General features: G+C 53.8%; 20 protein-coding genes. 4 read left to right on the top strand and 16 right to left on the bottom strand.

All coding sequences use genetic code 11. The features are described from left to right. Positions 1-161: 161 nt before the first annotated feature. Positions 162-1,163 carry an HTH-type transcriptional regulator GalR gene (gene galR / locus NG42_RS11495; RefSeq protein ID WP_052899496.1) on the top strand — a complete coding sequence of 334 codons (1,002 nt, stop codon included), beginning with the start codon at positions 162-164 and terminating at the stop codon, positions 1,161-1,163. A gap of 34 nt (positions 1,164-1,197) precedes the next feature. On the opposite strand, the gene NG42_RS11490 is transcribed toward galR, so the two are convergent. The 6 genes from NG42_RS11490 to NG42_RS11465 all read right to left on the bottom strand — a co-directional run bounded on the left by NG42_RS11490 (position 1,198) and on the right by NG42_RS11465 (position 7,067). Then, entirely contained in the window at positions 1,198-2,289 is a 1,092-nt protein-coding gene (locus NG42_RS11490) for an RHS repeat-associated core domain-containing protein (protein ID WP_052899495.1), read from the bottom strand. 196 nt (positions 2,290-2,485) lie between these two features. Continuing rightward, entirely contained in the window at positions 2,486-3,091 is a 606-nt protein-coding gene (locus NG42_RS11485) for a YitT family protein (RefSeq protein WP_241488344.1), read from the bottom strand. Continuing rightward, positions 3,088-3,861 (bottom strand): FCD domain-containing protein, encoded by a 774-nt coding sequence (locus NG42_RS11480; protein WP_052899493.1) that lies wholly within the window; start codon positions 3,859-3,861, stop codon positions 3,088-3,090. Before NG42_RS11480 ends, NG42_RS11485 begins: the two co-directional genes overlap by 4 nt. Before the next feature lie 115 nt (positions 3,862-3,976). Continuing rightward, positions 3,977-4,294, bottom strand: a complete 318-nt coding sequence (locus NG42_RS11475) for a PTS sugar transporter subunit IIB (RefSeq protein ID WP_052899492.1) — start codon at positions 4,292-4,294, stop codon at positions 3,977-3,979. Positions 4,295-4,305: 11 nt separating this feature from the next. Beyond that, positions 4,306-5,733, bottom strand: a complete 1,428-nt coding sequence (locus NG42_RS11470; RefSeq protein ID WP_052899491.1) for a glycoside hydrolase family 1 protein — start codon at positions 5,731-5,733, stop codon at positions 4,306-4,308. Beyond that, positions 5,730-7,067, bottom strand: a complete 1,338-nt coding sequence (locus tag NG42_RS11465; protein WP_052899490.1) for a PTS sugar transporter subunit IIC — start codon at positions 7,065-7,067, stop codon at positions 5,730-5,732. The genes NG42_RS11470 and NG42_RS11465 overlap by 4 nt, the downstream gene beginning before the upstream one ends. Before the next feature lie 185 nt (positions 7,068-7,252). On the opposite strand from NG42_RS11465, the gene NG42_RS11460 reads away from it, so the two are divergent. Further along, on the top strand, positions 7,253-7,564 hold the full coding sequence (locus NG42_RS11460) for a PTS lactose/cellobiose transporter subunit IIA (protein WP_052899489.1): 312 nt from the start codon (positions 7,253-7,255) through the stop codon (positions 7,562-7,564). 156 nt (positions 7,565-7,720) lie between these two features. Here NG42_RS11460 and lysA read toward each other — a convergent pair whose 3' ends face one another. Beyond that, the gene (gene lysA / locus NG42_RS11455) at positions 7,721-8,974 is read right to left on the bottom strand and encodes a diaminopimelate decarboxylase (RefSeq protein WP_052899488.1); all 1,254 of its coding nucleotides are present in this window, start codon (positions 8,972-8,974) and stop codon (positions 7,721-7,723) included. A gap of 115 nt (positions 8,975-9,089) precedes the next feature. Between lysA and NG42_RS11450 the strand changes: the two genes are divergently transcribed. Then, positions 9,090-10,010 carry a LysR family transcriptional regulator gene (locus NG42_RS11450; protein ID WP_052899487.1) on the top strand — a complete coding sequence of 307 codons (921 nt, stop codon included), beginning with the start codon at positions 9,090-9,092 and terminating at the stop codon, positions 10,008-10,010. Here the strand turns inward: NG42_RS11450 and NG42_RS11445 are convergent. Further along, on the bottom strand, positions 10,007-11,170 hold the full coding sequence (locus tag NG42_RS11445; RefSeq protein WP_052899486.1) for an MFS transporter: 1,164 nt from the start codon (positions 11,168-11,170) through the stop codon (positions 10,007-10,009). The two genes, NG42_RS11450 and NG42_RS11445, sit on opposite strands and share 4 nt — an antisense overlap. Before the next feature lie 486 nt (positions 11,171-11,656). Here NG42_RS11445 and NG42_RS11440 point away from each other — a divergent pair, with 486 nt between their 5' ends. Continuing rightward, positions 11,657-12,283: a hypothetical protein gene (locus NG42_RS11440; protein WP_052899530.1), complete on the top strand. Its 627-nt coding sequence runs from the start codon at positions 11,657-11,659 to the stop codon at positions 12,281-12,283. A 47-nt stretch (positions 12,284-12,330) separates the two neighbouring features. Here NG42_RS11440 and fbpC read toward each other — a convergent pair whose 3' ends face one another. The 8 genes from fbpC to prfB all read right to left on the bottom strand — a co-directional run bounded on the left by fbpC (position 12,331) and on the right by prfB (position 23,003). Beyond that, a complete protein-coding gene (fbpC, locus tag NG42_RS11435) occupies positions 12,331-13,407 on the bottom strand; it encodes a ferric ABC transporter ATP-binding protein (RefSeq protein WP_052899485.1) in 1,077 nt (358 codons plus the stop codon). 10 nt (positions 13,408-13,417) lie between these two features. Next, positions 13,418-15,493: an ABC transporter permease gene (locus NG42_RS11430; RefSeq protein ID WP_052899484.1), complete on the bottom strand. Its 2,076-nt coding sequence runs from the start codon at positions 15,491-15,493 to the stop codon at positions 13,418-13,420. A 67-nt stretch (positions 15,494-15,560) separates the two neighbouring features. Then, a complete protein-coding gene (locus NG42_RS11425; RefSeq protein ID WP_052899483.1) occupies positions 15,561-16,592 on the bottom strand; it encodes an ABC transporter substrate-binding protein in 1,032 nt (343 codons plus the stop codon). 46 nt (positions 16,593-16,638) lie between these two features. After that, the gene (gene uhpC, locus NG42_RS11420; protein WP_052899482.1) at positions 16,639-17,946 is read right to left on the bottom strand and encodes an MFS transporter family glucose-6-phosphate receptor UhpC; all 1,308 of its coding nucleotides are present in this window, start codon (positions 17,944-17,946) and stop codon (positions 16,639-16,641) included. Between the two features lie 87 nt (positions 17,947-18,033). Then, positions 18,034-19,572, bottom strand: coding sequence for an MASE1 domain-containing sensor histidine kinase (locus NG42_RS11415; protein ID WP_052899481.1), 1,539 nt, complete (start codon positions 19,570-19,572; stop codon positions 18,034-18,036). Beyond that, positions 19,572-20,201, bottom strand: a complete 630-nt coding sequence (locus NG42_RS11410; RefSeq protein ID WP_052899529.1) for a response regulator transcription factor — start codon at positions 20,199-20,201, stop codon at positions 19,572-19,574. The genes NG42_RS11415 and NG42_RS11410 overlap by 1 nt, the downstream gene beginning before the upstream one ends. 170 nt (positions 20,202-20,371) lie before the next feature. Then, on the bottom strand, positions 20,372-21,895 hold the full coding sequence (gene lysS, locus NG42_RS11405) for a lysine--tRNA ligase (protein WP_052899480.1): 1,524 nt from the start codon (positions 21,893-21,895) through the stop codon (positions 20,372-20,374). Positions 21,896-21,904: 9 nt separating this feature from the next. Beyond that, a protein-coding gene (gene prfB, locus NG42_RS11400) for a peptide chain release factor 2 (protein ID WP_156322106.1) occupies positions 21,905-23,003 on the bottom strand; the annotation gives its coding sequence in 2 pieces (ribosomal slippage) (positions 21,905-22,927 and positions 22,929-23,003; 1,098 coding nt in all). Positions 23,004-23,195: the final 192 nt, after the last annotated feature.

The following is a 23,195-nucleotide window of genomic DNA, read 5'->3' as shown; positions in this document are numbered from 1 at the left end:
TCCGCAGCAATCTGCCGACGCGGGAAAGCCCAATAGCCGCATCGCTGCCGGATATTTCCTCCTGCTTTGCGACACCGCTGGCATTCTCTCAGCTTGAACAAGGGCGCATTTTCCGCAACACTGAATGATGTGTAAACGCTTTCCCAGGATCAGGTAAACAGATGGCTACCATAAAGGATGTTGCAAAAATGGCTGGCGTTTCCGTCGCCACCGTATCACGTGTGATTAACAAATCACCGAAGGCCAGTGAAAGCTCCCGGCTGGCGGTAACCAGCGCCATGGAGCAGCTGCAATATCATCCAAACGCCAATGCACGCGCGCTGGCGCAGCAATCGACCGAAACCATTGGTTTGGTGGTTGGCGACGTTTCCGATCCTTTTTTTGGGGCGATGGTGAAAGCGGTTGATGAAGTGGCCTGGCAAACCGGCAACTTTTTGCTGATTGGTAACGGTTACCACAATGAGCAAAAAGAGCGTCAGGCGATTGAGCAACTGATGCGTCACCGCTGCGCGGCTCTGGTGGTGCATGCCAAGAAAGTGCCTGATGAAGAACTGATTGGCCTGATGAAGCAAATTCCCGGCATGGTGCTGGTCAATCGGCTACTGCCGGGCTTCGAAAATCGCTGTATTGCCCTCGACGATCGCTATGGTGCCTGGCTGGCGACCCGCCATTTAATTCAGCAGGGCCATAAAAATATCGCCTTTATCTGCTCAACCCACGCCATTTCCGATGCGGAAGATCGCCTGCAAGGCTATTACGATGCGCTGCGCGAGCATAACCTGGCGGAAAATGATCGCCTGGTGGCGTTCGGTGAGCCGGACGAGCTGGGTGGCGAGCAGGCCATGACCGAACTGCTCGGCCGTGGGAAAAACTTTACCGCCGTCGCCTGCTATAACGATTCTATGGCAGCAGGCGCGCTGGCGGTGTTAAGCGATAACAGTATTCGCATCCCGGAAGAGATTTCACTGATTGGTTTCGATGACGTGCTGGTGTCGCGTTATGTACGCCCGCGCCTCACCACGGTACGCTACCCGATTGTTACCATGGCGCAGCAGGCTGCTGAACTGGCGCTGGCGCTGGCCAGTAACGCACCGCTGCCGGAAGTGACCAATATGTTTAGCCCGACGCTGGTACGCCGACATTCAGTCGGCTCGCCGGGATAATTCTGCGGGCAGCGATTGCGTCCCGCAGCGGTGACTAGCCGTCAAACCTGTCAATGATCAATGGCTCACCCGGACGAACCCGAAATGAAACCGGATTACCCGCCACAATGCGGAAAAATGGCGCATTGTGGTCGAAAATATTTACGCCTGCGGCCATGGTTCTTTCCGGAAAGATATCGCCCAGCTGATTAAACGCGGGTATAGACAATTCCCGGCTCGAATATTCCCGGAAAGCACGAACCGCCTCACCTTGCAAAGTTACTACGCCACGAAAACCGCTGGTTGGCCACAGTGTCTGATAGGTAAATTCCCGGGCAAAGTGCGTCGAGTTACAACTAATAAACCTGAGTTCATGATACTCATCCAGCACAATACCATGCTCATTTAATAAGGTAGCCAGTTGGCGAGGGGCAATCATCCGATCCCCGAGCGAGATGCGGTTTCCATTAGTGAAAGCCCATATATTCAGCCTTTGTTGCGCCTGATGGCTGGCGTCCTGATAAGTGTCCTCAAAAATCACTGACATAAGCGAGTTGGCACCGCCAGCTGCACCACGCGGCGAGCTTCGTCCCAGTGTTGCCCGATAACGAAACTCGCTGTCCAGATCCATATCGATCGTATCCTCAGCCAGTCCCGCTCCCCGGCCTGCTAAAGAGGAGGCCGCGTTCGCCCCGATACGTGCGGCTGCCAGCATGCCGACAGCACCGACAATCCCTACCGCCAGTGATGCCCAGCCTAACGCCTGTGCCAGCTTTGGATGGTGTGGTTGCTCCAGTTGACCGATTAAACCCAGCGCCGAGCTGATGGCGGTGGTCGCCAGCGCGGCACCGATCGCCAGCGAGGTTCCGCCGCTAAATAGCGCGCCAAAAATGCCAACGCCCACTCCCACGCCAAAGCCGACCCAGTTCAGCCAGCTCATATGGCCGGAAGGATCGCTACGGTTAATCGGATCGCCTGCACACCAGGCATAGGGGTTAATCCCCCCGGCAGCAAAAGGGCTCCAGCTGTCCGGGCAGTGAAAGCGCATCAGCGCGGGGGGGTAAGCCCGATAGCCATTACCGGAATGAAAAGCGTGGCTAACCGCATCGGAACGTTCACCGTTAAATGCCAGTACTGAGTTATTCATAAACAAGCTCCTGTTGTTTAAATAACCCAGTAATACGGCATGAATCCATTTTTAGCCAGGGACAAAAACATCAATAGAATCATTGTTATTCGTGCATCAAATAATGATGCTGGCAGTTTTGCAGGGGAGCCATTTTTGGGCTCCCGTCTTGATGGCAGGCAGAGTACAAACCCTTGGCACCGGCGGCGATAACGGATTACGCCCCGGAATAACGTCCAGGTTTATGCCAGCGCAATAACATGGCATTCATGGCGACTGCGCTGGCGATTGACCAGAGTAATAAATCACCGGGAACTTTGATTAATGCAACCATGAACACGATCACATCCAGCACCATTTGTGTTTTACCGGCATTCACGCCATACACTTTCTGCCCCCACAGCGTAATCACGCCGGTGCCACCGACCGAGGCATTATGACGGGCTAAACATAAAATTCCCATACCGATCAGGGTTCCGCCAACCAGGGAAGAAAATACCGGATGGATATAGCTTATCGCCAGCAGCCCCGGCAGCGTGAGCGAAGCCACCATCAAGATAATATTGACCATCAGGGTTTTCAGGGTAAAAGCCGCGCCCATCTTCCACCAGGAGAAAAACATAAACGGGATATTGATTACAATAAACAGCGTGCCAATCGGCATCGCAACAAAGTAAGAAAGCAGCAGCGCGATCCCGGCCACGCCGCCGGTTACCATGCCGGATAAATGCAGCATATTCAGACCAATGGCGATAAACATCACGCCGAGCGTCAGCCCGTAGATATCGTCCGCCCTGGTGTGTGAAACTGAAGCGATCTTCACATCAGTTTCCCCTGAAAGACGGGAACCGATTCAAACAGATAACCGTCAAAATCTGGTGCATCGGCATCAGATAACTCCAGCAGGGTATTTTTGACGTTTTCCAGGTGTTGCCACATTGCCTGCCACGACCCCATGACATCGCGACGACGCAGTGCGGCAAGGATGGTCTGGTGATCGCCCAACCATTTCAGCCGATAGCTGCGGGTTTCGATATGGCTGCGTAGCTGCTGCCACAGCGGGCTACTGTCGTGGTGTCGCCAGACGCTGTTGACCGTATCCAGCAGCATTTGATTCTGCGTGGCACCCGCCAGCAGCAGATGGAACATTTTGTCGTTATCCTGGCTATAGTCATTCATCGCAATCGCCTTCTGCTCTTGCTCAAGCGTGCGTTTTAAATTCTCGATATCCGCTTTGGTGGCCATTTTTGCGGCAAAAGCGGCGATATTACTCTCCAGCAGCTGACGCGCTTGCAGCATCTCAAACGGGCCAACATCACTGCGGAAAAACGCCTCTTCTTCATCACTGCTTTCAGAGGGGATCCGCATCACGTAAACCCCGGAGCTTTGGCGGATATCCACCGTGCCTTCCAGCTCCAGCATCAGCAATGCTTCACGCACAATCGTGCGGCTGACGCCCCAGGTCTCGGCGATATGGCGTTCTGGTGGCAGGCGGGAACCCACCGGATAGTGGCCATCAATAATTTGCTGACGCAAATGCTGACCAATTTCCTGATACTGCTTCTTCTCTTGCGGAGGTGCGACCTTATCCACTTAATCACCCTTAATCCATTGACGATGTTAATGATATCGCCGACTCGCTTCCGCTTCGAGCTGTAACGCTTACGGGCCAGAGCGTCTCTGCTGGCCCGTTTACGACGATATTCGCTTAGTCTACCAAAGCCAGCGCCTGATCGAGTACTTTTGCACCGTTAAGTGTGCCGTAAGCCACCGTATCGATCACCGCAATCGGGATGTGATAACTGTCGGTAAGTTTTCGATTTTCATCAAGTTTAAATCGCACCTGCGGCCCCAACAGCACGGCGATCACTTCTGTACCATAGTTTTGCAGCTCATCACGCAGGTTCTGCTCCGGAATGGCGTAAATCTGAACCTCAAGACCCCGCGCCGCCGCCTCTTTTTCCATCCGTGTCACCACCATTGAGGTGGACATGCCTGCCGCGCAGGCCAGTACGATACGTTTCATTATCAGCTTCCTTATTTCCATTCATCATCAAGCGTTAGCGTCAGCCGCTGGCTGTCACGCAGGCCACGATACCAGTGAGCCGATTTTTTCATCCGACGCTGGCGCTGGTTTTCCAGATCGATCTCAATTAATCCGTAACGGTTTTTAAAGGCGTTCATCGGCGAAACGTTGTCGGTAAATGCCCACAGCATATAGCCCTGACAGTTGGCTCCCGCCTCGCGCGCTTTCAACGTCTGGTACAGATGCTCGGCGATAAACGCAATGCGATAGTCATCCTGAATTTCGCCGTCGGCATTTTTAAATTGCGCTTCGTTTTCAATGCCCATGCCGTTCTCTGCCACAAACCACGGGAAGTTGTCATACTCATCTTTTATCCGCATCGCCATATCAAAAATAATCTGTGGCATGATTTCCCAGCCGCGTGACTTGTTCATCCGACGGCCAGGCAGCTCAAAATGCTCGTAGTAATAAGCCGGATGAAACGGTGTTTCCGGGTGCCAGGCGCGCGAAGGGGCCTTCACGCGATGCGGATAGTAGAGATTGATACCGACTTCATCGACGCGGTAGTCGGCGATCAGTTGCAGTTCCGCCTCATCGTACTGCCACTGCACCCCATGCTTATGCAGCAGCGTAATCAGCTCTGCCGGGTATTCACCCTTAATCGCCGGGTCGAGAAACACCCGGTTATAAAACAGATCGTAGCGTTGCGCGGCTTGCACATCATGCGCGGCGCGGGATCGTGGATAAGTCACTTCCGGATTGAGAATCGTGCCGACCGTGCCGGGATAACCTTTCTCACGAAACAGCTTTACCACTTTGGCGGTGGCCAGATTTTTATGATGATTCCACTGCATCCATTTATCGGTATTTTGCTCGTAAGGCCAGCGCAACGCGTCAAGATAGACGCGGGTCTGTACCACAATCGGCTCATTAAAGGTGAACCAGCGGGTGACCTTATGCGCATAACGTGCAAATACCTGTTCGGCATAGCGGAGATACAGTTCCACCACTTTTTTCGACGCCCAGCCGCCATACTGCTCCAGCAGAATCGCCGGCAGCTCATAGTGTTCCAGGCAGAGCATCAGCTCAATTCCCTGGCGCTGCATCTCATCAATCAGATTGTCGTAATAGCGGGCGTACTCTTCATCCACAGTCACGTTTTCATAATCGGTGAGAAAACGTGACCAGTTAATGGAAGTGCGATAGTGCGTCAGTCCGGCCGCTTTCATCAACGCCACATCCTCTTTGTAGCGATTAATAAAGTCGGTGGCTCCCGCCGGACCGTAACCGTTATGCCAGACGTGGCGGTCGTGCTGATACCAGGCATCAAGATAAGAGTCCTGCCCTGATTTTTTGCCGCTCCAGCCTTCGGTTTGCCAGGCTGATGCGGCTGCGCCGAGAATAAAATCTTCCGGAATGGAGACACTCACCTTGCTCATGCCAGCTCCTGTTTTTCGGGTTGCAGCAATTTCTCTTCCGCAGCCTGTGCGCGGCGGGCAGCGATTTTGACAAACGGGAAGTAGATCACCACCGACACCAAAATACAGACAATTTGCGTCACTACCGCGCCCATTGAACCGGCGGTTGAGAGCCAGGCGTTAATAATCGGTGGCGTGGTCCATGGCACCATCACCACCGCTTTACCGGCAAAACCGGTTACGGTCGCGAAGTAGCCAATCGAGCCGGTAATTAACGGGGTAATAATGAACGGGATCGCCAGGATCGGGTTGAGCATAATCGGCATACCGAAGATCACCGGCTCATTGATATTAAACAGTCCGGGACCGAAAGAGAGCTTGGCAATTTCGCGCATCTCTTTGCGCTTCGTTGCCAGCATCACTGCGGTCAGCAGGCCAATCGTCAGGCCGGAGCCGCCAATACTCATATAGACATCCCAGAACGGCATGGTGATGATATTCGGCACTTCTTTGCCCTGCTCGAAGGCATTCATATTGACCAGAATCGCGCCGAGCAGTAGCGGTTCGCGGATCGGTTTAATCATCTGGTTGCCGTGAATACCAATCACCCAGAATAGCTGGGCGACAAACATCAGCAACAGAATGCCCCACAGGCTCTGCACTACCGATTCCAGCGGTTGCTGCACCACTTTGTACACCGCATCATACAAATACATTCCGGTGACACGGTGGAAGATAAAGCCAAAGGTGGCGATGGCGGAAACTGTGATAATTGCCGGGATCAGCGCGGAAAACGAGGCGGCAACATTCGGCGGCACGGTATCCGGCATTTTGATTTTCAGTCGGTTAACATTTTCCAGTCGACAGTAGACCTCCACCGACAGGATGGCGATAAACATGCCGAGGAACAGGCTTTTGGTATCGGAAAACTGTTTCGCCAGCACATCGGTTACCAGCTGCATCTCACCGCCGACCATCATTTGCAGCGTGGTCGGCGTCACCGCGATAAAGCAGATAATCGCCAGCAAACCGGGAAATAGCGTTTTAATGCCGTTGATTTTGCCCAGCTCAATACCAATCAGAAATACCGCGCCGATATTCAGGAAACTTAGCGTGGCGTAGTTAATACTGGTGGTGATCGGTTTTAGCTCGGCAAGAAAGGCCAGTGAGGCGAAGCTTGCCAGACCATTTTTCGGATCCAGCACCATATTGGAGATCAAGACGGAAAACGCCCCGACAATAATCACCGGCATCAGGGTAATAAATGACGCCTTGATCGCCATGATATAGCGGTAACTATTAAATTTAGTGGCGAAACTCCCCAGAGAGTCGATTAGACGATCCTGTAGAGACATGAGTGAACCCTCAAAGTAAAAGTGTCAGCATCCGGTTATTGCGTAACTGGCGAAATTCCGTTCACCTGGCATACCAAAATTAACCATATCGATTTATTTTTCTGTGATTAACGTCTCGGAACGCTGTTTTGGCATTCCATTAAGATAAATTTCACAAATTTGGCATACCAATAATTGAGGTGAGTATGGATTTTGAACAAACCATGATGGAGTTGCTGATCAATGCCGGCGAAGCACGATCCCATGCGATGAGCGCTATCCAGTTTGCCCGTAAACGCGAATGGCAGCGTGCTGATGAGGCGCTGGCGGCCTCGGTGGAAGCGGCAAAAGCGGCTCACCATATTCAGACCCGGTTAATTGGTGCTGACGAGGGGGTCGGGAAAGTGCCGGTGACGCTGATCCTGGTACATGCCCAGGATCATCTGATGAATGCTATGTTGTGCCGCGATTTGGCTGAGGAAATCGTGCTGCTGAGGAAGGAGATTTTTGCCGGGTAAAACACCGCCCTGATTAAATATCGGTGTTTCGTAGGGAGCCGTGTTCGGCTCCTGACCTGATCGCATGCAGGGTGCAAAAGTTTAGCACGGGCGGCAGGAACGCCGCCCGACAGAAAACAGGGTTTGATTTTTACTTTTCAGTAAGTTAAATCAATATTAAATTTCTAACGCCAGTAATTCAGTAATCGTCTGACGGCGACGGATTTCACGTGGCTGCCCGTTTTCAAACAGCACTTCCGGCAGTAACGGACGCGTGTTGTAGTTTGATGACATCGATGCACCATAGGCACCGGTATCATGGAACACCAGATAATCCCCCACCTGCACCGCAGGCAGTGCGCGGGTTTCCACTTTACCGCCCTCTTGTTGGGTAAACACATCACCGGATTCGCACAGCGGCCCGGCGATCACGCTTTCAACCGTCTGCTGTAAATCGATTTGACGCTCATCACCGGTCAGCGCCGAAATATGATGATAACTGCCGTACATCGCCGGACGCATCAGGTCGTTAAAGCCTGCATCGACCAGCACAAAGTGACGGCTGCCCATCGCTTTCACCGCTCTGACCTGGGAAACCAGTACGCCTGATTCCGCCACCAGGAAACGGCCCGGTTCAATTTCCAGTTTCACCGCATGCCCCAGATGGGCAGCAATACGCTGGCGCGCACCATTCCACAGGCCGAAGTAGTGCCCGGTATCTATCGCTTCTTCACCAACGTGATAAGGAATCGACAGACCACCACCCGCAGAGATCGCTTCCAGATCCTGGCCAAAACTCACCACCTGGTCGACCATCGCATCACACACCTGCTCAAGATGACCGTAATCAACGCCCGAACCGATATGCATATGAATGCCAACCAGTTTCAGGCCGTGCTGCCTGATTGCATTCAGCGCCAGCGATAAATCGGTGTGCCAGATACCGTGCTTGCTGTTTTCACCGCCAGTGTTGGTTTTCTGGCTGTGTCCATGGCCGAAACCAGGGTTAACTCGTAACCAGACGCGATGTCCAGGCGACACCTCACCCAACTGATGCAGCATATCCACCGAACCGACATTGACCGGAATTTGCAGCTCCGCTACGCGTGCCAGCGTCGGCGCATCAAACACATCGGCAGTAAACACAATCTCATCACCGCCCGGCTGAAAACCGGCCACCAGTGCGCGCTCAATCTCACCCAGTGAAACTGAATCGACTTTGACTCCCGCCTGCTGCATCAGACGTAAAATATGAATATTGGAACAGGCTTTTTGCGCGAAACGAATCACGTCAAATTGCTGTAACTGCTGGATGCGCTCGGCAATGATGCTGGCATCGTAAGCCCAGACCGGGCAGTCGTAGCGACGGGCCAGTTGCAGCAGATTTTCGCCGTTCAGGGCGGTTTCGGTGTTATTCAGCGGACGTGGCATAGCAATTCTCCTGATGTCATGGTGCTATTACGCCACAGACAGTTCTTGCTGAAAAATATCTGTTTAATTCATGTCTATGCAAATATGATATGGCTTTACCTGACGGATGCCGAAGATGGCTCATATCAACCTGCGTCATATCGAGATTTTCCATGCGGTAATGACCAGCGGTAACCTTACCGAAGCGGCGGCAATGCTGCATACCTCACAACCGACCGTCAGCCGTGAACTGGCACGCTTTGAGAAACTGATCGGCTTGCGATTGTTTGAACGGGTGCGCGGCCGCTTGCAGCCGACCGTACAGGGCTTACGGCTGTTCGAAGAAGTGCAGCGCTCGTGGTACGGGCTGGATCGGATTATTAATGCGGCAGAAGGCTTGCGCCAGTTCCGCCAGGGGGAGCTTTCCATCGCCTGTCTGCCGGTATTTTCTCAGTCACTGCTGCCGCTGGTCTGCCAGCCGTTTCTGCAACGCTATCCCGATCTCAGCCTGAATATCATTCCGCAAGAGTCGCCGCTGCTGGAAGAGTGGCTCTCCGCCCAACGTCACGATTTAGGCCTGACTGAAACCACACTGACGCCAGCGGGCACCGATCGCATCGAATTGCTGACGCGGAACGAAGTCTGCGTGCTGCCAAAAGGCCACCGACTGGCGGCGCGTGCGCAGCTGGAACCACAGGATTTCAATGGTGAGAACTATATCAGTCTGTCACGCAGCGACAGCTATCGTCAGCTGCTGGACCAACTGTTTGCGGAACGTGGCGTGCAGCGTCGAATGGTGATGGAGACGCATAGCGCGGCGTCGGTCTGTTCGATGGTTAAAGCAGGCGTGGGAGTGTCAGTGGTGAATCCGCTGACGGCGCTGGATTACGCCGACAGCGGAGTGGTGATTCGCCGCTTCAGTGTCGATGTGCCGTTTACCGTCAGTTTAATCCGGCCTCGTCATCGTCCGGCCTCGGCGCTGGTGGAGGCTTTCAGTCAGCATCTGCAACAGCAGATTGGCCTGTTCAGCCAGCGCCTCGACGCGTTACTGGCTTAAGCGCTGACCGTTTCCGGCTGGCTGCGTGAATTGCGGAAGGTGATCAGGCAAACAACCAGCCCGATCGCTGCCAGCACGGCAGCGGCAACCGGCACTGCCGTCAGGCCATAGCCACCGCCAATTACCGCACCGCCTACCCAGGCACCCAGCGCATTGCCGACGTTAAACGCCGAAATATTCAGGGTTGAGACCAGGTTTGGCGCATCCTTGCCGTGGCGAACCACGTTAATTTGCAGACCCGGAACGGTAGCAAAGGTCGCCATCGCCCACAGGAACAGCGTGATTTCCGCCAGCCACAGCGCATGGCTGGTCCAGCTGAACAGCAGCGACAATACCGCAATCAGTGAGAAGCTCAGGATCAGACTGAAAGAAACGCGCCAGTCCGCCAGCTTCCCGCCGAGGATATTACCGACCGTCAGACCACCACCAATCAGGAACAGCGTCCAGCTAACGCCACGGTCGCTGATACCGGTCACTTCCAGCAACAGCGGCGCGATATAGCTGAACAGCGCAAACATTGCCGCAGCGAAGAACATCGTCATCAGCAGCGACAGCCACAATTTACCGTTCGCCAGCGCGCTGATTTCACTCGCCAGATGCACCGGCTTCTCTTCTTTATTGACCGGCAGGCTGACGATCAAAGCGATAAACGCCAGCACACCGATGACCGATACCGCCCAGAAAGTGGCGCGCCAGCCAAACAACTGACCGAACCAGGTGCCTAATGGCACACCCAGCACGTTGGCCAGCGTCAGTCCGGTAAACATCAGCGCGACCGCCGATGCCTGCTTACCCGCCGGTACCAGACTGGCAGCCACTACCGCGCCAATACCGAAGAAGGCACCGTGACATAATGCAGTCACCACGCGAGCCAGCATCAGCAAGTTATAGCTGTACGCCAGTGCACAGAGAATATTGCCGACGATAAAGATCGACATCAGCAATATCAGCGTGCGCTTACGCGGCAGTCTGGCGGTCAGCAGCGCCATAATGGGTGCGCCGATGGCAACGCCCAGGGCATAGCCGCTAATCAGCCACCCGGCTGAGGGTATAGAGACTTGCAGATCGTTCGCCACTTCAGGCAACAGCCCCATAATGACGAACTCAGTCGTGCCGATTGCGAATGCACTCAGCGCCAACGCCAGTAATGAAACAGGCATATCACACTCTCCCAAAAAAAAATTTACATACTGCAGGCAGGAGGTTTTCCGAAAAAAACCCTTCTAAGTGACGTAATTTATGAATACTTGAATTTGATCCACGTCACAAAGCGCTATTAAAACATAGCCGGCAATCATCATACACCCCGCGTGCGGCAAGGGTATATTGCCCGGTGAGCAATAATCATGCTGAAATCAATCAAGAAAAGTATGTAAAAATGTAAATAACCAGTGGAAGAACCATTTATTTTTCTATCCGAATATTTGTTCTAAGATAGATTATAAACTTCAATCATACTTAACATTCCGCGTTAAGATTGATCCCGTTTTTGCCGTATTTAACAATCAAGCATTGCTATATCAACAAAGGTTGTTAGGATTTTTCACCATTTCACCTTAAAGAATAATGCTTTGCGGCCGATACCAGGTTAATGGAGTGACCTGGTGAAAGTTACGTTGCTTGATAATCAAGGTCGGGGAGACATGATGCGACTGGTTATATCCTTAATGTGTTTGTGCCTGAGTGGATGCTCAGTAGGCAAATATGAGTACAGTGGAGAAGCTCTGAAAAGGGTCGATATGACGGTTACGGGAATCCCAACGGTGATGGGGATCGGCACCCTGGGCACCACCATCCCTTTAACCGAGGAATACAGTCTCACCGCCGCACATGTGGCTAAATTTTCGACCTATAAAGTCAAGGCATATCATCCTGATTGCGATCTGGCGATAGTGTATCGCAAAAACAATGAACCCAACCTGCCACCGCACTTCCGTAATGGCAAGATGGGCGACCGCGTAAATCTGTATGGTTATAGCTTTATTTCGGCGATGCCGGTCGCTTCCAGCGGCACCAATCTGGCCAATACCGGACTGAAAAATAGCTGGAACAAGCTGAAATGTGTGGTGGTGGCGGCCAATGCCGGCGTGGTGAAAGGTATGTCAGGTGGGGCCGTGTATAACGCCACCGATGACAGTATCGCGGGTGTGATTGTTGGTTTTACCGATGAAATCAACGAAAGCAAAACCGGTAAGAATTTGTATAAAAACGTGGCGCTGTACGTCCCTTACGCCAGCTTTAAGGACTGGCTGGAGCAGACGATTAAATCTTAGCCAGTTAACCCTGAACGGCATCAGTGCCGCCCAGGGTTAACTATTGATCAGGCGCTATCGCGCAGTTCAAACATGCCAAACGGGTGAATCTGCAGATAGTAGTGATCGCCCGGAGCCGGTTGTAGCTGGATAGCATTGACCTGCAGCAATAGCTGCTGTCCGTGCCAGTCAACCAGTACCTCATACTGCGGCCCCATATAGGCCACCTTTTTAATCGTGCAACGCTGGCTGGCATCGCCGTGCGGGCTGAGGGTAATCGCCTCCGGGCGCACGCCAACCGCACATTGCTGCAACCCGGCGGCGAAACCTTCAGGCCGGGCAATCGGGTAACCAAAAATCTCAACGCTGCTGCCATTGATGCGTGCGTCAAAGATATTGGCATCGCCCATAAAACCGGCCATAAAGCGCGACGCCGGGTAGCGGTACAGCTTTTGCGGCTCACCAAGCTGCATGATTTTGCCTTTATTCATCACCAGCACGGAATCCGATACCGCAAACGCCTCGCTTTGATCGTGCGTGACATACAGTGAGGTGATATTAAATTGCTGCTGCAGTTCACGGATTTTTTCACGCATGCTACGGCGCAGGTTGGCATCAAGGTTACTCAGTGGCTCATCAAACAGCAGCACCTTGGGTTTCAGGATCAACGCACGCGCCAACGCCACACGCTGCTGCTGCCCGCCGGAAATCTGGTCAACAAAGCGATCTTCAAACCCTTCCAGATCCACCAGCTTCAGCGCTTCATGCACCCGATCGCGGATTTCTGCTTTCGGACGACCGAGCATCCGCAAACCGTAGCCAATGTTTTCTCCCAGTGACATATGCGGGAACAGCGCGTAAGACTGAAACACCATACAGATATCACGCTGCTGAATGGAGCGGTGGGTGACATCTTCACCATCAATCAGGATCTGCCCTTCGGTGGGTTTTTCCAGCCCGGCCACCAGCCGCAGCACCGTGGTTTTGCCGCAGCCCGACGGCCCCAGCAGCGTGACCATCTGCCCTTGCGGGATCGCCAGGCTAAGATCGTCAATCACCGCATTATTACCAAAGCGCTTACCAATATTTCTCAGTTCGACGAAATGTTTTTTATTTTCATTTGGTTGTGCAACGTTAGCGTTCATAAGCACCCTGTTAACTGTTTTTTGCCCGTGAACGGGCCACGCGCGCTTCACCGACCAGCGCATCAAAGATAAAAATGATTGCCAACATCACCACGATCAGTATCGAACCATAGGCAATCGCCATGCCGTATTCGCCATCCTCAACGCGGTTAAGGATGTACGAGGTCGCCACACGGGTATCTGGCGTAACGAGGAAAACAATGGCGCTGACGGTGGTAATGGCACGCACAAAGCTGTAGATCAGCGCCGAAAGGATCGCCGGTCGTAGCAGTGGCAGCACGATAAACAGCACGGTTCTTAACGAACCGGCACGCAGGCTGAGTGAGGCTTCATCCAGTGATTTATCCAGCTGTCCCAGCCCGGCAATCCCGGCGCGAATCCCGACCGGCACGTTACGCATCACCATCGAGATAATCACAATCGCTGCGGTGCCAGTGAGATAAACCGGTGCGCTGTTAAACGCCAGAATATAGGAGACGCCCGCCACGGTTCCCGGCACCGCAAAGCACAGCATGGTGGTGAACTCGATCACTTTTTTACCGGTGAAATGCTGGCGCACCACAATATAAGCAATCAACAAACCGAAAATAGCGGTAATCGGCGCGGCAATGCCGGCATACAGCAGCGTGTCGAGCAGCGAAGGCCAGGCACCATCACTGAATCCCTGTCCGAACAGCTTGCTGAAGTTATCCAGCGTCAGGGTGTAATCAACGCCCCAGTTAACGGTAAAGCTGCCGTAGAAAATGCTGCCATACAGCAACACATTAAAACCGATCCATACCCACAGCAGCAGCGTGACCGCCGTGACCAGCGAGCCAGGCAACGGTTGCACATCGCCACGCGAGGATTTACCGGAAATGGTGACGTATGAGCGCTTACCAATCCACATATACTGGATACAGAACACCAGCAGTGAGAACAGCAGCAGAATGACGCCGAGCGTACTGGCGGCAGAATAATCCAGCTGAGCGCCGGTAATATAGAAGTAGATTTGCGTGGCCAGCACGTCAAAGTTACCGCCGAGTACCAGCGGGTTACTGAAGTCAGCCAGCGACTGGACTATCACAATTAAAAATGAGTTCGCCAGCGCCGGTTTCAGCAGCGGTAAGAATACCCGCTGAAAGGTCTGATAACGGTTGGCACGCAGGGTATACGAGGCTTCTTCCAGCGACGGGTGAATGGTTTTAATCGCACCGTCGAGGATCATAAATGACATCGGGGTAAATGCCAGCACCTGCGCCAGCCAGATGCCGGTAAAACCGTACAGCCAGTTGCTGTTGGTCAGCCCAAGATACTGCACCATAAATTCAGTAACATAGCCGGAACGCCCCATCATCAGGGTCACGCCTAAGCCGACAACAAACGGCGGAGTGACAATCGGCAGAATCGAGAAGATACGGCCAATCAGCGCCGAACGTTTGGCAATACGCGTGGTATAAATCGCCAGCACCAGTCCGAAGAAGGTACAGCCGACTCCCACCGCTGCGCTCAGCAAAAATGAGTTCCAGATAACCTGAATAATATGCGCCTGACCGAGAATATTCATAAACTGCAACGGCGCAAAGGCTCCGCTGTCGTCGCTGAACATCGGTTTAAAAATCGCCAGGCTTGGATAGAGGATAAACAGGCTAATCAGCGCCACAATGGCGATCAGCGAGCCGAGCACAAAACGATCGCCGCCCAGCCACTCCAGCCGCGACAGTGCCAGCGTCATAATGGCACCGAGGCTGATCAGAATCAGAATCGAGCCATAACCCAGTCCGCGCCCGATCAGCGTGGCGCTGACCACCATAAACAGCGCGCAAAACAGCGCATAGCCGGCATCAAACAGATGACGGCCACGCTGCTCGCGACTGACGCTGTGCGCCGGACGCACCAGCAACAGCAGCGGCAACAGCAACCATGCCAGACCGATATGGATGCCGGACCAGCCGTAGGCCGCAACAATCTCATCGGCGGTCGATTCCAGCAGTCCGTAGTCGAGGCTGAATACCGGCAACAGCGCAAACGCCAGCACCAGAATTCCCAGCCAATAGAAAATAGCATCCCGTCTCTGCGCCGGGCGCAAAGCTATAGCATCACTCATGGTGTTCCCCGGTAATGGGTAAAAGAGAGCAGCAGCACGCCGCTAACGACGTGCCAGTGAGCGTGGGTTATTGACCCATCTTGACTTCATTGACCCACTTGGTGATCAGGTGCTTACGGGTATCGGAAGCGCCGTATTTATCCATGTCATAATCGATCAGTTTCAGGTCATCAAGCTTCAGCGAGTTCGGCGAGGTTTCGGCGGTGGTGTTGGTCAGGATCTGGTAGGACTGACCCTGTTTCCATGACAGCTCCTGTGCCTCTTTTGACAGTGACCAGTCAACGAACAGTTTGGCGTTCTCCATATTGCGCGCATTTTTCAGGATGCTGACGCCGCCTATTTCGTAGCCCGAACCTTCACACGGCGAAATCAGCTCCAGCGGTGCACCCTTCTCTTTCTCCAGCGAATAGTCGTGCAGGAAGCCAATACCGATTGCCGTTTCACCGCGTGCCGCGTTACGCGCCGGTGCAATCCCCGACTTGGTGTACTGCGAAACATTACCGTTAAGCTTTTTCAGATAATCAAAGGCTTGCTCTTCGCCCCACAGCTGAGTAAAGGTCGCCAGCGCGGTATACGCGGTACCGGAACTTTGCGGATCGGCAATCTGGATTTCGCCTTTGTAAACCGGATTGGTCAGATCCTTCCAGCATTTAGGCACCGGCAGATTTTTCTCTTTCAGGCGGTTGGTATTCACCCCCATGCCGAGAATGCCGATATAAATCGCTGATGAGTAGTTGCCTTTCACCTTTGCCGGATCGCGGAACTGCGGCATGATCTGCTCAAGGTTTGGCGATTTATAGGCCGCCAGCAAGCCCATCTCGCCTGCCTGCGACTGCGGATCGAGCGTGCCGCCATACCAGACATCCGCCTGCGGGTTATTTTTTTCCGCATCGACTTTCGCCAGCGTGCTGCCGGAACCGTTGCGAATAAAACTGGTTTTCACATCATACTTTTCGCCGAAGGCTTTGGCTTCGGTTTCACACATGGTGTTGGTGGCGCTGCAATAGATCACCAGCCGACCTTTGGCTTGCGTACTGCCAGCGAAGGCGGCCAGTGTCAGTCCGGCGGCAATCAGGGTAGCGAGAGGGACGAGTTTCATTTTTTATCCTTATCTTTTTGGGTACAGCCAGTGAGTAAGAGTACGATTACGACGCCTGTTTAAATCTCAGTCGGTTCAGCCCGGCTATCAGCAACGGCATCAGCAGCAAACCAATACAACTGGCCGCCAGCGTCAGCAGTGCAAAGAAACCCGACCAACCGTAATGCTCCAACACTTGCGCCAGTGGCCATCCCGCCAGGGCCGCCCCCAGATAGGCAAATAACCCCAGAAAACCGGTGACGGTTCCCGCTGCGTCTTTGTGACAATATTCAGCCGCCGCCAGACCAATCAGCATTTGCGGGCCGAAGATAAAAAATCCCAGACTAAAAAAGCACATCGACAGCAAACCATAGTGGTGCACCGGCGCCAGCCACAGCGCGGTCATGCTGAGAAACAGGCCAAAGGCAAACAGCAAAATCATTGGCGCACGCTGACCGCGAAACAGCAGATCCGATCCCCATCCGGCGAACAGTGCGCCTGTCAGTCCGCCAAGCTCGAACAGTGACAGCGTGGCATTCGCGCCTAACAGTGAAACGCCGTGGCTTTCCGCCAGCCAGATATTGCCCCAGTCATTCAGCGCGATACGAATCAGGTACACCAGCACGTAGGATGCCGCCAGCAGCCAGAGGGTACGGTTCGCCAGAATCGCCTGGCGCAGAATCGTCCGCATACTCATCGGCGGGCTGTGTTGCTCCTGCCATAACTCCAGCGGATCGCGCCGCCAGCTGCCGACGGTGGGCAATCCCTGTGCGGCGGGTTTGTCACACAGTTGCCAGCACAGCCAGATTCCCAGCAACATCCCCATCACGCCGGGCACCAGCAGCGCCGTCTGCCAGCCATATTCAGAGGCGAGAAAGCCCGACAGCAGCGGTACCAGCGCACCACCCATGGTGATCGAGGTATTCCAGCAGCCCCACCAGAAGCCGCGCTCGTTGCGCGAATACCAGCTGGTGAGCAATTTGGCGCACGGCGGCCAGCCCCATCCCTGAAAAAAGCCGTTCAGCGTCCAGACCACCAGCAGTGCGCTCCACGAGTGGCACAGCGTAAACACCACATTCAGTAACCCGGTGATAAACAGCCCGGTACCCATAAACCAGCGCGCCGAGGTTTTGTCACTGATGATGCCGGAGAAAAATTTTGATGCGCCGTACACCAGGTAAAACAGCGTGCCGAGCAGGCCGATATCGGCTTTATCCAGCCCCAGCTCCAGTTGCATCACCGGCATCGCGTAACTGACGCTTTTGCGCGTCAGATAAAAGGCGGCATAGCCGACTACCATCGAGAACAACAGTCGCGGACGCCAGTAGCGATAAACTGCGCCGATCTGTTGCTCGGTCAGAACCGTTGTCGACATGCGCGCCTCCAGGGTTGTGGCGAGTATAGGGAACCGGGTGAGGTTGGGGATGAGACAAAGTTGGAGGGCACTAAGAATTTTTCCTGGTTAAGGCGTTATTTGACTCAGTTTTGTGGGCAAGTTAACAATTATGCGCGTTCCCTGCTGCTGCGACATCTGCCAGTCGCCGCCCAATGCACGCACTCGTTCCTCAATACCGCGCAAACCGAAACCACTACCGGTATTCGCCGTGATGCCAATACCGTCGTCACTGACCACCAGAGTAATCAGCTGATTATCCTGCGTCAGGCTGACGCTGACCCGCTGCGCCTGCGCATGCTTGCTGATATTGTTCAGTAGCTCCTGCACCACCCGGTAAAGGGTAAAAGTCAGGGTTTCATCCTGCGGCGCATCGCGTAAGTGATAGTCGAACCGGAAATCCACGCCCTGTTCAGCAAACGAGAATTCCCCCGCCAGCTGCTGCAATGCTTTATCCAGCGCCATCTCCTCCAGCACCGGCGGACGTAACTGTCGCAGCAGCTGGCGCGTGGTGTGATGAATTCGTTGCGACAAATCGCCAATCTGTCCGGCCGCCTGCTTCGCCGCCAGCGTGTCGGCAGTGCGGTTGACCAGCATCGCCTGAATCTGGATAGCGGTAATATTCTGACCAATTTCATCGTGCAGCTCGCGCGCCAGCGCCTTGCGCACCGCTTCTTCGGTATCCACCAGCTGTGTCATCAGCTGACGACGCGCCTGCAACTCTTTTTCCAGCTGCTGGCGATAACGCTGTAGGTGTTGCGCCAGTTGCTGCTGACGGCTGACCGCAATCCCCAGCCCGGTGCCGAGCAGCGCCTGAGTCGAGAGAAACAGCTCCAGCTCGCGCAGATCGTGAAACGCCCCACTGGCCTGCCGCGTCAGCGTAATCAGTACGCTGCCGAGAATCGCCGACAGCACCCCACCCTGCCAGCCAAACTTATAGGCCATAAAGACGTTAGGCAGAAACACCAGAATCAGCAGCAGCCCTTCCATCTCCGGCGCAATGGCCACCTGAATACTGATGCCGATGGCAAAAAACACTGAGCACCAAATCAGCAGCGAGGTACGCAGCGGTGGATCGGGCATGCGCTGGGACAGCATATCGCTAAGGTGCTGTTGTCGCAGATATTCATAAATCAGGTAGCTAAACGGCGTCAGCAGGATACCGCCGGTAAACGAGGCCAGCAGCGTTTGCGTGATGCCTTCCAGCAGCCACGGGCCAATAATCACTCCCTGCAATAGCGCATTGGCGGTCACCGCCGCCAGCAGCACCGTCAGCCGCTGCCAGTAGAGGGTATGGCGATGCCAGACGCGCTGACTGAGCCAGGCGGGCAGCAGGCTAAGCAGGGGCGACAACAACACCCGCGAGTGCGTCAGTAGTTGCTCCCACAGCAAAGCACTCAGCATCACCCCTTCAACCAGCAGCAACGGCAACCAGTAGCGGCGCGGCAGCAGAATCATCAATGCCAGATGCAGCCCCTGCGGCAACAGCATTACCGCCTGTTGTCCGTTCTGGCTAAGATAGAAACTGATAATCCACAGCGCCAGCCAGCTTAGGGCAAAAAACAGCGCCAGAAACAGCGAGAGAATCAGCTGACGAGATGGCGGCATTAGCGGCTACTCAGTAACTGATGCTGCAACGCAAAATGAACCAGCTCAACGGTGGTGGCACACTGCAATTTCCCCAGCACATTAGCGCGATGCACATGCACCGTTTTATGGCTTAAGTCGAGCTGAGCGGCAATCGCTTTCACGCTTAGCCCATTGACCAGCAGGTCGAATATTTCTTTTTCACGCGGCGTCAGCTCCGCCAGTTCCTGCGGTATTTGCGACGTTTGCCGCAACGCACGCAGCGCATCGGCACAGAGATACAGACCACCGACGCTGACGGTGCGTACCGCCTGCACCAGCTCTTCCGGGCCACAGCGCTTGGTCAGATAGCCACTGGCACCGGCATCCACCGCGCTTTGCACAAAGGCGCTGGAGTCATAAATGCTGAGGATAATGGCGCGAAAGCCAGGACGCTGCTGACGCAGCCGCTGCAACAGGCTGAGACCACTCTCTTCCGGCATCGCAATATCAAGCACCACCACGTCGATAGCATCACGCAATAAATGCGGCCAGGCCTGCTGCGCTCCCGAAAACTGCCCCACCACCTGGATATCATTTTCCAGCGACAGCAACTGGGCAAAGCCGGAACGCACCACCACATGGTCATCGACCAACGCCACATTAATCATCATTTAGTCACACCACTGTCCTGTTTTTTGCATGATGCGTGGGAAATGACTGACAGGCAAACTAACGGCAGGAAATTGCTAAGGGGTTAACAGATTGCGACGAATAAAAGCTGGCAGCAAAAAAAACGGCCAGCATCAGCTGACCGTCAGTTTTGCGTCGTACTACCCGATTACTTATTGGTTGGACGCAGCGCCGGGAACAGGATCACATCACGAATAGTGTGGCTGTTAGTAAACAGCATCACCATACGGTCGATACCAATGCCCAGTCCGGCAGTCGGTGGCAAACCATGTTCCAGCGCGGTGACATAGTCTTCGTCATAGAACATCGCTTCGTCATCACCGGCATCTTTCGCATTAACCTGCTGGGAAAAACGCTCAGCCTGATCTTCTGCATCATTCAGCTCGGAGAAGCCGTTACCGATTTCACGGCCGCCAATAAAGAACTCAAAGCGGTCGGTGATTTCCGGGTTATCGTCATTACGACGCGCCAGCGGGGAGACTTCAGCCGGATACTCAGTGATAAAGGTCGGCTGAATCAGATGGCTTTCTGCGGTCTCTTCAAAGATCTCAGTAACGATGCGACCCAGACCCCAGCTCTTCTCGATTTTGATTCCCAAAGAAGCAGCAATAGCAGACGCTTTCTCCAAATCATCAAGATCGGCCAGATTGGTTTCCGGACGGTATTTCAGAATCGCTTCTTTCATCGTCAGTTTTTCAAACGGCTTACCGAAATCAAACTGCTGATCGCCATAAGGCACCACGGTGCTGCCCAGTACATCCTGCGCCAGAGTGCGGAACAGGCTTTCAGTCAGCTCGATCAGATCTTTATAATCAGCGTACGCCATATAGAGTTCCATCATGGTGAACTCTGGGTTATGACGTGGAGAAATACCTTCGTTACGGAAGTTGCGGTTGATCTCAAATACGCGATCAAATCCGCCGACCACCAGACGCTTCAGATACAGCTCCGGCGCAATACGCAGGTACATATCAATGTCCAGCGCATTGTGATGGGTGATAAACGGACGCGCAGACGCACCGCCTGGAATCACCTGCATCATTGGCGTTTCGACTTCCATAAAGTCACGGCCAACCATAAACTGGCGAATACCGGCCATGATCTGGGAACGCACTTTGAAAGTGTTACGTGATTCGTCGTTAGCAATCAGATCAAGGTAACGCTGACGATAGCGGGTTTCCTGATCGGCCAGGCCGTGGAATTTGTCCGGCAGCGGACGCAACGCTTTGGTCAGTAAACGCAGCTCGGTGCAGTGAATCGACAGCTCACCGGTTTTGGTTTTGAACAGCTTACCGCGTGCGCCAAGGATATCGCCTAAGTCCCACTTTTTGAACTGCTCGTTGTAGTGACCTTCCGGCAGATCGTCACGCGCCACATACAGCTGAATGCGGCCACCCACGTCCTGCAAGGTCACGAATGATGCTTTACCCATAATGCGGCGCGTCATCATACGACCAGCAACGCTGACTTCGATATTCAGCGCTTCCAGCTCTTCGTTCTCTTTGCCGCCAAATTCGGCGTGCAGCTGATCAGAAGTGCGGTCGCGGCGGAAATCGTTGGGAAACGCCACGCCGTTTTCACGCAGCGCACCCAGCTTTTCGCGACGCGCTTTCAGTTCGTTGTTAAGCTCAACTGCGGCATCAGCAGCGCCCTGCGGTTGTTGTTCAGACATGTCGGTTCCTTATAACCCTGCTTTCAAACTTGCTTCAATAAATCGATCCAGATCGCCGTCGAGTACCGCCTGGGTATTACGTGTTTCTACCCCGGTACGCAGATCTTTGATGCGTGAATCATCAAGAACGTAAGAACGAATCTGGCTGCCCCAACCGATATCGGACTTGTTGTCTTCAAGCGCCTGTTTATCAGCATTTTTCTTTTGCATCTCAAGCTCATACAGCTTCGCTTTCATCTGCTTCATGGCTTGATCTTTGTTCTTATGCTGAGAACGGTCGTTCTGACACTGGGTCACGGTGTTGGTTGGCAAGTGGGTAATACGTACCGCAGATTCGGTACGGTTAACGTGCTGACCACCCGCGCCAGATGCGCGATAAACGTCGATACGCAGATCGGCCGGGTTGATTTCGATATCAATATCGTCATCCACTTCCGGATAGATAAACGCAGAGCTGAACGAGGTATGACGACGGCCGCCGGAGTCAAACGGGCTTTTACGCACCAGGCGATGGACGCCAGTTTCGGTACGCAACCAGCCAAAGGCGTAGTCACCGCTGATACGCAGCGTGGCGGATTTGATACCGGCCACATCGCCATCGGACTCTTCGATCACTTCGGTTTTAAAGCCTTTGGCTTCGGCCCAGCGCAGGTACATACGCACCAGCATGCTGGCCCAGTCCTGAGCTTCGGTGCCGCCGGAACCGGCCTGTATATCGATATAGCAGTCAGCGCTGTCGTATTCGCCAGAGAACATGCGGCGGAATTCCAGTTCGCCCAGCTTTTTCTCCAGCTCGTCCAGTTCGCTGACGGCTTCATTAAAGGTGTCTTCATCGTCGGCTTCGACCGCCAGTTCCAGCAAGCCGGCAACATCTTCCAGCCCCTGCGACATCTGGTCCAGAGTGGCTACAATGGCTTCTAACGAGGAACGCTCTTTACCCAGCGCTTGTGCACGATCGGGTTCGTTCCAGACGTCAGGCTGCTCTAGTTCTGCGTTGACTTCTTCAAGACGTTCTTTCTTCGCATCATAGTCAAAGATACCCCCGAAGAACGCCACTGCGCTCGGTGAGATCCTGAATACGGTTTTTTACCGGATTAATTTCAAACATAGTTTAAGAATCTTTATTTAGGAATGTCTGTATTGTAACGGGGCAGTTTAACTGAATTGCTGCGCAGTTTGTAGCACAGATACGCGGTTTACCTCCGGGCATTCGCCTCTGTCGGGGAGCCGTTTTCGGCTCCTGTCCTGATGATATGCCGGGTGTTAACCTTCGAAACGGGCGACGAAGACATCGCCACGA

The organism is Winslowiella iniecta (assembly GCF_001267535.1).
Taxonomy (GTDB): Bacteria; Pseudomonadota; Gammaproteobacteria; order Enterobacterales; family Enterobacteriaceae; genus Erwinia; species Erwinia iniecta.
This window is presented reverse-complemented; position numbering and strand designations above follow the sequence as displayed.